The following is a 12918-nucleotide window of genomic DNA, read 5'->3' on the forward strand; positions in this document are numbered from 1 at the left end:
AAATGAGGTTATTAGAAAAGTTAGAAGATCAATCACCATTAGTGTTAGATGGTGGATTAGCAACAACATTGGAACAAGCAGGGTGTAATTTAAATTCATCTTTATGGTCGAGTGAAGTATTAAAAAATAATCCTGTCAAAATTAAAGAAGCACACCAAGCATTTACAGATGCAGGAGCAGACATATTACTTACGAGTACATATCAAGCAAGTTATCAAACATTTTCAGATATTGGATTGAAAGATATTGAAATAGAGCAGTTATTTACTACAGCTGTTGGTCAAATCATGGAATCGACTGCTTCAACGCAAGTAATCGTTGGTAGTTTAGGACCTTATGGCGCATATTTAAGTGATGGTTCTGAGTATACAGGTGATTATGAATTAAGCTACGTGGATTATTTTAAATTTCATCGCGCACGTATAGATGCATTAATTACAAGAGGGGTTCATGATTTTGTTTTTGAAACGGTGCCTAAATTTGAAGAGGTTAAAGCTATTGTTGAGTATATTGTGCCGTATTATAAGAATCAAACATTTTGGTTATCTGTAACGGTAGATGATTTTGGTAATTTATCTGATGGTACAAATTTTGAAGATTTATGCGAATATATCAAAACACATAAAGAAGAAATTCCAATATTTGGTATTAATTGTTCTTCTGTAGTTGGTGTTAATCAAGCAATCGATAAAGGGCTCACTAGTTTACCGCAGACAATTGCACTTTATCCTAATGGTGGCGCACAGTATAATGCGGAAACAAAGCAGTGGGAGAGTAAGGGCGACAGTCACTTGATTATTGAACAAGTCTCCAAGTGGTTAAAACAGGGTGTTAAAATAATTGGCGGTTGTTGCCAAACGACACCAGAAGACATTAAAAACATACACGTTAAAATAAATGCATAGACTTGATTATAATATATATGAATATATTAAATGAATTTTTGTTATAACTTATGGAAAATACGCTGCAAGAAATAATTTTTTAGATTATTTCTTGCAGCGTATTTTAATGTAAAACGATAAGATATTAAGTAAAATTTTAAAATTGATTATATTGTTAGCACTATATAACTTTCGTAAAACAAAGAGAAATTCAACTTACTTGAGTTTTAAATTTCAGTCAGTGACAAATAAACTACTTTGTGTTTTATTTATAGAGACGTATCACTTTTCGTCTTGTTTCTTTTTTCTAAAGAAGAGAAGCGTAGTACCTATTAGTAGTAATAAACTACTCCAAATAGTTGTATTATGCTCTTTTTCACCAGTATTAGGTAATTGTTTCTTTTCAGCTGATGACTGTGGAGCATCTGTTGTTGAACCGGAGTTGTTTATTACTGTATTGCTTGGGCTAGCTTTTACAGTCGTACTAGTATTGATAGTTTCTATATTTAATTTTGTATATTTTTGTGAGTTGAGTTCAAATACTTTATTGTGTTCATTTGGTAAAACTTCAACTATCTTATCTTTAGTTGAGAGCTCTCTATTTGCTTCAGATGTCGGTTCCGGATTTGGCGTAGGCTCAGAATCTGGTGTTGGTTCTGGGTCAGGTGTTGGCTCAAGATCAGGTGTTGGTTCTGGATCAGGTGTCGGCTCAGGATCAGGTGTCGGTTCAGGGTCAGGTGTTGGTTCAGGATCAGGTGTCGGCTCAGGGTCAGGTGTCGGTTCCGGATCAGGTGTTGGTTCAGGGTCAGGTGTCGGCTCAGGGTCAGGTGTCGGCTCAGGATCAGGTGTTGGCTCAGGATCAGGTGTCGGTTCAGGATCAGGTGTTGGCTCAGGCTCAGGTGTCGGCTCAGGATCAGGTGTCGGTTCCGGATCAGGTGTCGGCTCAGGGTCAGGTGTTGGCTCAGGATCAGGTGTTGGTTCTGGATCAGGTGTTGGTTCAGGATCAGGTGTCGGCTCAGGGTCAGGTGTTGGCTCAGGATCAGGTGTCGGTTCCGGATCAGGTGTTGGTTCAGGTTTAGGTTTCGGGTCGGTTCCTTCTCCATTTGCATTATTTTGATAGAATAAAACTCCGTTATCCCAACTTGCTTGCGTATAATAATTCTCATAATATGGTGAGAATCCTGAAAGTGTTGTTCTAAATGTTAGTGATTGCGCCTCACCATCATAAGCGCTATCAAATTTTACTACATAGACACTATCTAAATTATCAAAGTCTATTTGATAATTACCATTAGTAACATTTAAATTAACGTTGTTCGTTACATCTTGGAACATTGAAGTATCTGAAGTATCGGCATATACGCTTTGGTTTAATTCATTAGGCTTAGTTACTTTAAAAACTTTTACGGATGGTATATTACCGTCTTGATGATTACCTTTAAGTATTTGACCATAAACAGTGGCACCAGAAATTTTAAAGTTATTTGGATTAATATAAGCGAGATGAGAAAAAGTATTATTTTGTTTATTTAATAAAGTAATACTTCCGTTAACGCTTAATCCGGCATTGTTTATACCATTTAAATATTTTATATAAACATCTTTTTGAGTCTTATGTCCATTTATTGTTGCAACAATTGATTGATTACTATCTTTAGTTACATATTTAGGATCGACAAATAAATTTAGAGACAAATTTGTCTTTATGTTCTCTCTGTTATTAACATAATCTGTAAATGTATATATAATTTTACCATCTTCTAAAATATTTCCATTTGCAATAACTGTTTCTCCATTTTTAATTTCTGGAAATTTAGTTATGGCAGATACGCCTCGTGTATTTACATTATTAGAAAGTGAAATATCAAAATAATCACCTTCTTTAACACCCTCACCAAACGATAATTCATATTTTAAGGTTGATTTTTCACCGTTATGTGGTTTAACCGGATCATTTGATTCAATATTACTATTAACCACAGTAATTTTATCACTTACATCTTTACCAACTATATTTTCATTACTAGCTACTTCAGGGTTTGGATTCGTACCATTATATGTAGAGATTGTGCGTTTTGGTGAAGTAATGTTTTCAATTGATGATATTTGTGCTTTATCTTTATTAGGTTCACTTACTTCATTTTTCTGTGGTGTGTTTTGTTCAGATGTAGCGACAGATTGCGTAGTTTCATTTTGCGAATGGGCTACGTTAGAAGTTGGTACAGAGTTAGATGGTGTTTGTTCACCAGAACTAGCGTCTTTATTGTTGCTGTTCGTATCTAATTTAACATTTTCGTTTTTATCGTTCATATCTTCTTGAGGTGATTCTTCAAGTTTAGTGCTATCTTCAATTTTTAAAGTTTCATCTGCTTCGATTCTTTTATCATTGTTAACGGATCCCGTCTTTTCCACATCATTTTTATTTAACGCTGTATCATTAGGTGCAGTTATTTCATTGTTAATAGCAACCTCATTTGATGTATTGTTTTCACTTTGTGCTGTACTGTTTTGATTATTTGAATCGATTTTTGTTTCTTCATTCGTAGTCTCTGATGCTTTTGCCTCCCCAGAAGCACTTAGACCAATGGCTAGACAAGTACCTAAAAGTACTGAAGCAGCCCCAAATTTATATTTGCGAATACCAAATTTTTCATTTTTCTTTATAAACATAACATTCTCCTCTTTTTAAAATTCATATTATATTGTGATATAGATAAGTATTATAATTTATTTTATATATTTACGCAATGTAATAATTAATTGTTTTGAATTATTTATTAAATGATAAAAATAAGATTAGCTTTGATAATCGTTTAAAAGTTAATTATTTTATGAATTTTAAAAAATGACGCACAAAATGTTTTGGGCGTAAAAAACTACTCAATCCTCATGAACTTTGAGAATCAAGTAGTGTGTTAGAGTAATTATATTTTACTGTGTATAAGTAATATTATATTTACGAAGGCTGTTTTTGTCTTAATGCAAATTCTTTAAATGTGATAAAGCGTTTATGGCTTTCATCATATAATTTAAATTTTAACGAAGCGAAACTTTCTCTAATCGTAATTGAGGTTGCATGATGTAATGGTGTAACATTGTCATGCGTGGCTTCTAAAGCATAATTTGGAATTCTAGGGTTTAAATGATGCACATGATGATACCCGATATTACCAGTTATCCATTGAATAAATTTTGGTAATTTATAGTAAGAACTGCCATCAATAGCTGCTTTAACATAATCCCATTCGGATGATTCTTCAAAATAGGAATCTTCAAAAGTATGTTGGATATAAAAGAGCCAAATACCGATCATTCCTGAAATAAAGACCATAGGAGCAAAAATAGCAAAAAATTGACTAACCCCTAATAGATAAATAAGCCCCCCATAAATGACTAATAATAAAATATTATTAAGCCATGTATTAGTACGTTCTTTTGTTTTAGCACCTTTTGCGTTAAAGCGATTAGATACAAATACTAAGAAAAACGGTCCTAAAACAAACATTACAAATGGATTGCGATAACATCTATAAGTTAAACGTTTAAAACGAGACGAAATTTGATATTCTTCAACTGTCATGACCCAAATATCTCCAATGCCACGCTTCTCCAAATTCCCACTACCTGCATGGTGCATTAAATGTTCTCTACGCCATTTTCGATAGGGAAAGAAGGTTAAAAAACCTGTCACATTACCTAATAAATCATTATGCTTCTGTTTTTTTAAATATGAACCATGACATGCATCATGAAAAATAATGAACGTTCTAATTAAAAAGATTGAAGCACATATACTAATAATAATTGCTAATGACCAATGTACTTGATATAAAAACCCACTTGCTACTAACAACGCAAGGAGGGGGATTATTGTATTGATTATTTGGATTGTACTCTTTGTATAGCTCGTTTTTTCAAACGGTTTGACCATCTTACGTAACAATTTCTTTTTATCTTTTTCCATTTACACCAAACTTTCTATCCACTCAGAAATCAATTTTTACTGAAGTGTTTAATTCAGTGTATAGAAGTGGGACACCTATTACAAACATTTATTTGAATTATTTGAATACTTTTTAATAAAAAGTGAAATAATGGCTAGTAGAAAGCTTTATCTAAAAATAAAATTTAATTCTCAGTTAATTTAAATGTTTATATTTTAATCAATTAATGCGTTGAAAAATTTAAAATTGTAAAACCTCAATGATATTTAAATAATTTTATATCAATAGTTGTAATTTTCAGAAAAAAAGAATATTATACAACCAAGCATTGTGAGATATATGCATGCAATATTTAAATTAGTTTATTTATAGTAAAACAAAGGGGCAAATAAACTGAACATATATTAATTATGCTTAAAAACAACTGAGGTGGGGCTAGTTTTATGACGAATACTTTAAACAGAGAGTTAAGCAATAGACATATTCAACTTATTGCGATTGGTGGCGCTATTGGAACAGGATTATTCTTAGGGGCAGGACAATCCATAAGTTTAACGGGGCCATCCATTTTACTAACTTATATTATTGTCGGTTTCGTATTGTTTATGTTTATGCGTGCAATGGGAGAAATGTTATTACATAACACAGAGTACAAAACATTTGCAGACATCGCACATGATCAAATAGGTCCGTTTGCGGGGTTTGTAACTGGTTGGACATATTGGTTAACTTGGATTACATCTGGTATGGCTGAAATTACAGCAGTTGCAAAATATGTAGAATTTTGGGTGCCAGATTTACCAAACTGGATAACATCATTATCATGTATTTTGATATTAATGGCATTTAATTTAACAAGTACAAAAATGTTTGGAGAATTAGAATTTTGGTTCGCAATTATAAAAGTAATTACAATTATCGCATTGATTGTTGTAGGTATTGTAATGATAGTATTTGCGATACAGACACCCTTTGGAAAAACGAGTGTATCTAATGTTTTTAATAATGGTTCATTTTTTCCACATGGTGCATCTGGCTTTTTCATGTCATTCCAAATGGTAGTATTTTCATTTACAGGTATTGAAATTTTAGGTATTACAGCAGGTGAAACGAAGAACCCAGAAAGAACGATACCGAAAGCAATTAATAGTGTGCCTATAAGAATTTTATTATTTTATGTAGGAGCATTGGCGGTTATGATGTCTATTATTCCATGGCAAGATATTGATCCGAATAACAGTCCATTTGTTAGTTTATTTGCATTAATTGGTGTGCCATTTGCAGCAGGACTTATCAATTTTGTAGTATTAACAGCTGCGTCGTCAGCGTGTAATAGTGGTATTTTTGCTAATAGCAGAATCCTATTTGGATTATCAGAGAAAAAGCAAACACATCATTTATTGATGAAAACTAATAAAAAAGGCGTACCGTATATCGCAATTTTAGTGACTTGTGCGTTATTATCTATAACAGTGTTGCTCAATTACTTAATACCTAATGCAACTCAAGTATTCTTTTATGTAACAGCAATATCAACTATATTGTTAGTTATTGTGTGGATGTTTATCATGCATTCTTATGCGAAATACGTTAAATCACATCCAGAAAATCATAAAAAGAGTGCATTTAAACTTCCTGGTGGCATAAACATGGCAAGAACGGTTCAATTATTCTTTGTTTTCGTATTAATTATTTTATTCTTTGTTCCTGATACGAGAATGGGTATTGTGTTATCGCCAATATGGTTTATTCTACTTGCATTAATTTATTTGAGGTATACAAGAAAAGCGCGTAAATTAGAGATGGGCGGTCTTGGTCATAAATAGATGTCTAAGATTGTGTAGTTATTTAAGCAGTTGATGACTAAAGTGAAAAATCCCTAGTTTTATGCAAGGGTTTAGCAATGGTGACCATTGGTCAAAAACATTATACTCTGGGGCATTTTTGCTAAGGATGAATTATTACAATGACACTATTTTAACAAAAATGTTTTCTGTACTATTCAAAGTTTAAATAACTCATTGTAGGCATTATGATGAAATTTAATGATATTCATTAAATTTTTTGATGTACGAGAGGAGGTAAGTTTGAGATGGAGGCTGTATATGCTAAGGACGATCAAGGTGCTTATCAAACACTGAAACTAACTATTGAAAAAGATAGTGAAACTGTTTTTAATTTATTAAGCACGACTGAGGGTGTTCAGAAATGGTTTCCTCAATTATCATTTAAGGAACGAAAAGTTGGTGGCAAGATGACATTTCATATGGATGAACAAGACGATATGGAGATGGAAATTACTGCTTTCGAAGATAATGTAGCTATTGGTTACACATGGGACACTGGTGCAGTAAGATTTGATTTGTATGATAGTGGACGTGAAACAGTGCTTATATTAGATGAGTTTTTACCGTTTGATTTTCCGCATATCATTTTAGACTTTTCGGGTTGGCAGTTCCAAATGCAAAGTATAAAAAACGTTGCAGAAACAGGAAAAACCTTAGACCAAAGTGAATGTGATTTGGACAGTATAAAAGATGAAGTAGAAACACAACTTGATTTAGGTTAAAAATTTAAATTTAGTAGAACTTCAAAAAATAAAGACTATACGATTGTATAAGTGCAACTAATTCAATAAACTAAGTAATGATTTTAGCAGTTTGATTTTTTATTGTGATAATTATCGCTTAAAACCAAAATAAAGCTGGGACATAAAATTTAATGTCCCAGCTTTATTTTTTAGTCTATAAAATTAGAATTTATCTTTTAAGTCTTTTGCTTTATCTGAAGCTTGATCTTTCACTTCTTTTTGCTTATCTTTATCGTTTTTTACTTCGTCAACCTTATCTTTTGCTTTGTCTTTAAATTCGTCAAATTTACTCATTATAAAAACCTCCTTTAAGATTTGTGACACAAGTATTTTTCCACTTATTAATGTAAATAAACATATTTCTTTATATTGATTGAAAAAGATAAGAAGACAATGACGTTAGTATTATTAAAAAAATATAGTATATCGACTTTTTAACAGTTTAGTTAGATGAGAAAAATAAGTGACGATTTTAATAAAAAAGTAGAGAAAATAGAGGATATATTTTATAATATGGTAGATTAAAAGCAAGTTAATAATTTAATGGAGGTTTAAGCATGGAATATACTTTACCTAATTGTCCAGAGTGTGATTCAAGTTATACATACGAAGATGGAAATTTATTCGTTTGTCCTATGTGTGGTCACGAATGGTCTGAAGCTGAAAATGATGAAAACAAAGAAGCTCAAATTACAAGAGATGTGAATGGGCAGGAATTAGTTGACGGGGATGCTGTTACAGTTATTAAAGATTTAAAAGTAAAAGGTACATCATTTGTAATCAAACAAGGTACGAAAGTAAAAAGTATAAAAATAGTTGAACCTGACGATGGCCATGACATCGACGCGAAAGTTGATAAAATTGGACTAGTGGGATTAAAATCTTCACTTGTAAAGAAATTAAAAGGTTAGAGCAAAATTTAGCATAAAATAACAACATTGAGGGATGGGGTAAAACCTGATTTAAATAAGGAATCTCATCCTTTTTGTTATTTATATTTAGTGAAGTTAAGTAGCTGAAAGATTATTTATAGTAATTGAATAAGTGTATTTACTATAAATGAATATGACGTTACATCGAAAAATTACATGTTGTGTATATCTCTATATGTTATTATAAATCTAACTATTTTACATTCGTTAATTATGTTAGGTATGAAATTTATCTATAATTTTCTCAGATAACAAATACGAATTTAATTACTTATTACGAGGAGATTGAGTATATGTCAAAAGATAACATTTTTATAAAAATTAAAGAAAATATAAAAAACTTATCTCAATCAGAAAGAAAGGCAGCCAATTTTATAACTAAAGAACCAACAGATATTATGTTTGATACTATAAACGAATTATCTGAGAAAGTTGGTACCAGTACTACAACAATTATGCGTCTCGCAAGTAAATTAGGTTACTCTGGTTATACAGAGTTGCAACGAGACATTCAAAATTTTATAAAAGATGGAAAAGCACCTCAGTCTAGATTAACTTCTAATTTACAAAATATAGAGAAAGATAATTTGTGGACAGAAACGGTTAATTTTCATGCTACACAATTACAACAATTTTCAAACCAACTTGATGAGCAAACTTTGGATAAAGCTATAAATTTAATTGAAAATGCTAATCTTATTTGTTGTACATGTGTGAGAAGTGGCTTGCCTGCAGGTCATTATTTTTCACAAAATATAAATAGAATAAAAGGCAACTGTAACCTTATAGTAGCGGATACTTCAGATTGGGTAGATGAAGTTGTGTCAATGAATGCTCAAGATGTGTTAGTGGCGATTAGTTATCCTAGATATGCTAAGCGTATTAATGATTTCGTGAAAATCGCCAAAAATAAAGGTGTGAAGATTATTGTAATAACAGATACATTTTCGTCTCCATTGGTTGATTACGCAGATGTAATTCTACCTTGTGATTCTAATAGTTTAGCTTTTCACAATTCACCGATATTGTCACTTGTAGTAATTGATTACTTGATTAATGCTTTGGCAGTTAAAGAAACTAAGAAGAATTCAAGTCGCTTAGATGATATAAATGAAATATTAAAACAAATAAAATATCACACGAATAACTAAAAAACAAACCATTTTAAAAATATAATGGTTTGTTTTTTTATGTAATTTTTTATGTAAGGGTTTACATTTGTTTAGGCAAGTGGTAACTTTGTAAATAATATTACAAATAAAAAGTTATATGTAATAAATTTTACGAATGGATGGTGGCTCAATGAATGGTAATAATGATGAGATTTTAAAGCGTTTAGAGAAGCTAAGTTCAACGTTAATTGCAGATAGCATGAAATTTGAAAATATTATGAATCATAGATTAAAGCCAGTTAATTTTCAGGAACCTCTTGTCGGGCAAGCAAGAACGGTATCACTTTATCCAGGAGATAATCTCTACTTGCACCTTGGAATATATGAGGCAAAACCAGGAGAAATATTGATTGTTGAAGGAAAAGATTCTACAACTTCAGCTTATATGGGGAACTTGATGGCAGCAGCAGCAGAAAAACTTGGTATAAAGGGAATAATTATTGATGGTTTAATTAGAGATAAAAAAGAATTAGAAAGTATGAATATACAAATCTACGCAAATGGATTTATACCTAAAGGACCGAGAAAAAATGGACCAGGTGCATTTGATATACCAATTCAATGTGGAGGAGTTTTAGTAAATCCATATGATTTTGTAGTTGCAGATGAGGATGGTATTGCAATCATCCCTTATAAAAAAGCAGAAGAATTTATAGTAAAAGCAGAAGAAAAATTAATATATGAAGAAAAAAGATTAAATACTATAATGTCATTTAGCTTGGATCAGGGGTATGACAAAAGCACAATAGAGCCGTCCTGGTTAAGAGAAAATATTGAAAATCAATAGGGGTGGATAAAATGGATATAGGATTTATAGGGTTTGGAGAAGTTGGAAAAGAATTGTCTAAAGGATTTAGTAAATATGAAGTAAATCGTATATATGCTTATGATCCATTACTGATAGGCTCAGATTCTAAAAAGTTATCTGAAAGAACCGAGATTAACTACGTTGAAAAGGCAGAAATTGTAGCAAAACAAACGTTATCTATATTATTTGTTGCTGTTCCTGCGACAAAAACTGTAGAAGCTTGGTCAGAAATAAGTGATGTTGTTGCTAATGAAACAGTACTAGTGGATCTAACAACTGCTAGTTCTGAAGAGAAAAATAAGGTGAATGAAATGATGTACAACAAAGGCATGACAATCATAGATGCTGCAATACTTGGTGCATTAAAAGTATATCAAAATGAAGTGCCTATATTAGCATCTGGAACACAAACAAATAAGTTTATAGAGTTAGGTTATCAAATTGGGATGAATATTACTAAATTAAATGAAAAAGTCGGCGATGCTACTAATTTTAAATTTGTGAGGAGTATATTTACAAAAGGATTGTCTGCATTATTATTTGAAGTTATGGCATCTGCAGAACAACTTGATATTACAGAAGAAATATATGAATCTATCACCAGTACGATGGATAAAGATAACTTTGGAGAAATTATAAGTAGATATATAAAAAGTAACGTAAAACATTCACAGCGCCGTGAGAAAGAAATGAAAAATGTAAGTGAATTTTTAGAACACCATCACATCAAACCTGTAATGACTAAAGCTACGATTCAAAAATTGAAAAATATAACTCAATCAAATTTAGAAAATAAATTACGAGATGAAGTTGATGATTGGTGTAACGTGATAAAGGCTTACAATCAAAAATAAATAGGAGGCATGTATATGGGGATATTGGCTTTATTAATTTTTGTATCTATTTTAATTATATGGAGCGTTTTCTTAAAAAGGAATTTAGGAGAAGCGTCATTAATTGGGTTTATCGCGTCAAGTCTTTTAGGTGGCAAAGAAGCTTTAGGATTACTTGCAAATGGTTTTTCATTTGCGGCAACATTTTCAGTGCTTTATGCTGCACTAGCATTTGTATTTATGGCATATATCATTGATAAATTAGGGATTGTTGAAAAGCTATTAGCGATTTTAAATTCTATGGTAGGAAAGATTCCAGGAGCGCCAGCGTATATGGACGCAGTAGGGTCAGTTGCATTAGGCACGCTGTCAGGTGGTGATTCCGGTAATACGGCTGCCACTGGTTCAATTACAGGACCTTGGATGTTGAAAAATAAATGGAAGAAAGAGATTGCCGCAGCAGTTATGGTTGGGAATGGTGGTATAGCATCCGTATTTCCACCAACTACTTCAATGTTTATCATACTTGGCTTCGCTCCAGTTGCTGCGGCGGTAGGCGTTGGTGAGTTTTATATTGCATTGTTTATTGCATCATCATATCAACTTGTCCACAGATTATTAATGATTTGGTTCTTTGTAAAGAAGCAGAATATAAAAGCATTCTCTATTGAAGAATTAGAGCCATTAAGTAGTTCATTTAAAAGAGGATGGACTTCGATATTATTATATATTGGCGCCATTATTCCTTTAGCTATAACAATTGGACCATTAGGGGAAAAACTAGTAAGTATACCATCAATAGGAGAAAAATCATTAGATAGTATAGATATCGTTGTATGGATACCAACTTTAATGATTACTATCGCCTTTATATTAGGAAGAAAAAATTTACCAAAAACAGTACCGGAGTTTATGAAGTTTATTCAAGCTTCAATACCGAGATTTACTACAATTGGTGCTTTAATATTCTTTGCTGTTGCAGCGAGTGAAGTTTTAACTAAATTAGGTTTATCAAATAATATTGCCTTTCTTATAGAAACGGCGAATGCACCAGCTTGGTTAACGCTATTACTCATAGGTGTAGGTATTACAATTATTGCTGGACCTTTAACATCTACTGGGACGCTTACGGCAGTAGGGCTGGTTTCCTATCAAATTTTAATTTCAAGCGGATTCTCGCCATTAATTTCTGCAGTAGTAGTGATGACGTTTGCTTCTACATCGGCACAAATGCCACCTGCCTCAGGATCTATTTATATTGCTTCAGGGATTGTTGATGCTAAACCTGAAAAAACATTTGGCATGTTGATTGTACTTTATGCACTGCCTGTAATTATTATAGGTTGGCTTATAGGTATGGGTATATTGCCAATATGGGGAGGATAAAATTTATGGAAAAATTACTAGAAAAAATTTTCGCAATTTTCTTATTACTTTCAATTGTAACGGCACTTATTATGGTAAGTGCACAACTACTTGGATTAATTATGCTTAACGGAGAATTTATTATAAAAGTAAATGATACGTTGTTAACACCTGCTATTATTTTAGCCGCAATATTTTCAGGAGTAGCATTTATATTAGGTTACTTCCCAAAATATAAAGATAAAAATTAAAGTATTAAAAATATATTTTATGTCTGAAGTGAAATGAATAAAATAATAATTCTAAGCTACTAACTTCAATTTCTTTAAAGAATTTAGTAGCTATTTTAATGTTTTATTTATTTGAACATTTTAATCTTTATGTGTAAAA

The 12918-nt window shown here is 31.8% G+C and carries 12 protein-coding genes; 9 read left to right on the plus strand and 3 right to left on the minus strand.

Features of this window, described 5'->3' with window-relative positions; genetic code table 11:
• Positions 1-2 precede the first annotated feature (2 nt).
• Positions 3-905, plus strand: coding sequence for a homocysteine S-methyltransferase (gene mmuM, locus J5E45_RS09875; RefSeq protein ID WP_208182138.1), 903 nt, complete (start codon positions 3-5; stop codon positions 903-905).
• 261 nt (positions 906-1166) lie between these two features.
• On the opposite strand, the gene J5E45_RS09880 is transcribed toward mmuM, so the two are convergent.
• Together J5E45_RS09880 and J5E45_RS09885 are read right to left on the minus strand one after the other, a co-directional pair.
• A complete protein-coding gene (locus J5E45_RS09880) occupies positions 1167-3554 on the minus strand; it encodes a fibrinogen-binding adhesin SdrG C-terminal domain-containing protein (protein ID WP_208182140.1) in 2388 nt (795 codons plus the stop codon).
• 286 nt (positions 3555-3840) lie between these two features.
• Positions 3841-4848: a fatty acid desaturase gene (locus J5E45_RS09885; protein WP_039068947.1), complete on the minus strand. Its 1008-nt coding sequence runs from the start codon at positions 4846-4848 to the stop codon at positions 3841-3843.
• A gap of 423 nt (positions 4849-5271) precedes the next feature.
• On the opposite strand from J5E45_RS09885, the gene J5E45_RS09890 reads away from it, so the two are divergent.
• Both J5E45_RS09890 and J5E45_RS09895 read left to right on the plus strand, forming a co-directional pair.
• Positions 5272-6654, plus strand: a complete 1383-nt coding sequence (locus J5E45_RS09890) for an amino acid permease (protein WP_208182141.1) — start codon at positions 5272-5274, stop codon at positions 6652-6654.
• A gap of 266 nt (positions 6655-6920) precedes the next feature.
• Positions 6921-7397 (plus strand): SRPBCC domain-containing protein, encoded by a 477-nt coding sequence (locus tag J5E45_RS09895; RefSeq protein WP_069792799.1) that lies wholly within the window; start codon positions 6921-6923, stop codon positions 7395-7397.
• 183 nt (positions 7398-7580) lie between these two features.
• Here J5E45_RS09895 and J5E45_RS14460 read toward each other — a convergent pair whose 3' ends face one another.
• Positions 7581-7712, minus strand: coding sequence for a hypothetical protein (locus J5E45_RS14460; RefSeq protein WP_017723505.1), 132 nt, complete (start codon positions 7710-7712; stop codon positions 7581-7583).
• Positions 7713-7975: 263 nt separating this feature from the next.
• Here J5E45_RS14460 and J5E45_RS09900 point away from each other — a divergent pair, with 263 nt between their 5' ends.
• The 6 genes from J5E45_RS09900 (at position 7976) to J5E45_RS09925 (ending at position 12779) form a co-directional block, all read left to right on the plus strand.
• A complete protein-coding gene (locus J5E45_RS09900; RefSeq protein WP_039068944.1) occupies positions 7976-8329 on the plus strand; it encodes a zinc ribbon domain-containing protein YjdM in 354 nt (117 codons plus the stop codon).
• Positions 8330-8643: 314 nt separating this feature from the next.
• A complete protein-coding gene (locus J5E45_RS09905; RefSeq protein ID WP_107548822.1) occupies positions 8644-9501 on the plus strand; it encodes a MurR/RpiR family transcriptional regulator in 858 nt (285 codons plus the stop codon).
• Positions 9502-9652: 151 nt separating this feature from the next.
• Positions 9653-10309, plus strand: coding sequence for an RraA family protein (locus J5E45_RS09910; protein WP_039068942.1), 657 nt, complete (start codon positions 9653-9655; stop codon positions 10307-10309).
• Positions 10310-10320: 11 nt separating this feature from the next.
• Positions 10321-11184, plus strand: a complete 864-nt coding sequence (locus J5E45_RS09915; RefSeq protein WP_107548820.1) for a DUF1932 domain-containing protein — start codon at positions 10321-10323, stop codon at positions 11182-11184.
• 15 nt (positions 11185-11199) lie between these two features.
• Positions 11200-12549 (plus strand): TRAP transporter large permease subunit, encoded by a 1350-nt coding sequence (locus J5E45_RS09920; protein ID WP_208182143.1) that lies wholly within the window; start codon positions 11200-11202, stop codon positions 12547-12549.
• A 5-nt stretch (positions 12550-12554) separates the two neighbouring features.
• Positions 12555-12779, plus strand: coding sequence for a hypothetical protein (locus J5E45_RS09925; protein ID WP_039068937.1), 225 nt, complete (start codon positions 12555-12557; stop codon positions 12777-12779).
• Positions 12780-12918: the final 139 nt, after the last annotated feature.

Source organism: Staphylococcus shinii, assembly GCF_017583065.1.
Lineage (GTDB): Bacteria > Bacillota > Bacilli > Staphylococcales > Staphylococcaceae > Staphylococcus > Staphylococcus shinii.

Excerpts from the sequence above, each read along its gene's own strand:
- mmuM (WP_208182138.1), top strand. The coding sequence starts at position 3 with ATGAGGTTATTAGAAAAGTTAGAAGATCAATCACCATTAGTGTTAGAT.
- J5E45_RS09880 (WP_208182140.1), bottom strand. The coding sequence starts at position 3,554 with ATGTTTATAAAGAAAAATGAAAAATTTGGTATTCGCAAATATAAATTT.
- J5E45_RS09885 (WP_039068947.1), bottom strand. The coding sequence starts at position 4,848 with ATGGAAAAAGATAAAAAGAAATTGTTACGTAAGATGGTCAAACCGTTT.
- J5E45_RS09890 (WP_208182141.1), top strand. The coding sequence starts at position 5,272 with ATGACGAATACTTTAAACAGAGAGTTAAGCAATAGACATATTCAACTT.
- J5E45_RS09895 (WP_069792799.1), top strand. The coding sequence starts at position 6,921 with ATGGAGGCTGTATATGCTAAGGACGATCAAGGTGCTTATCAAACACTG.
- J5E45_RS14460 (WP_017723505.1), bottom strand. The coding sequence starts at position 7,712 with ATGAGTAAATTTGACGAATTTAAAGACAAAGCAAAAGATAAGGTTGAC.
- J5E45_RS09900 (WP_039068944.1), top strand. The coding sequence starts at position 7,976 with ATGGAATATACTTTACCTAATTGTCCAGAGTGTGATTCAAGTTATACA.
- J5E45_RS09905 (WP_107548822.1), top strand. The coding sequence starts at position 8,644 with ATGTCAAAAGATAACATTTTTATAAAAATTAAAGAAAATATAAAAAAC.
- J5E45_RS09910 (WP_039068942.1), top strand. The coding sequence starts at position 9,653 with ATGAATGGTAATAATGATGAGATTTTAAAGCGTTTAGAGAAGCTAAGT.
- J5E45_RS09915 (WP_107548820.1), top strand. The coding sequence starts at position 10,321 with ATGGATATAGGATTTATAGGGTTTGGAGAAGTTGGAAAAGAATTGTCT.
- J5E45_RS09920 (WP_208182143.1), top strand. The coding sequence starts at position 11,200 with ATGGGGATATTGGCTTTATTAATTTTTGTATCTATTTTAATTATATGG.
- J5E45_RS09925 (WP_039068937.1), top strand. The coding sequence starts at position 12,555 with ATGGAAAAATTACTAGAAAAAATTTTCGCAATTTTCTTATTACTTTCA.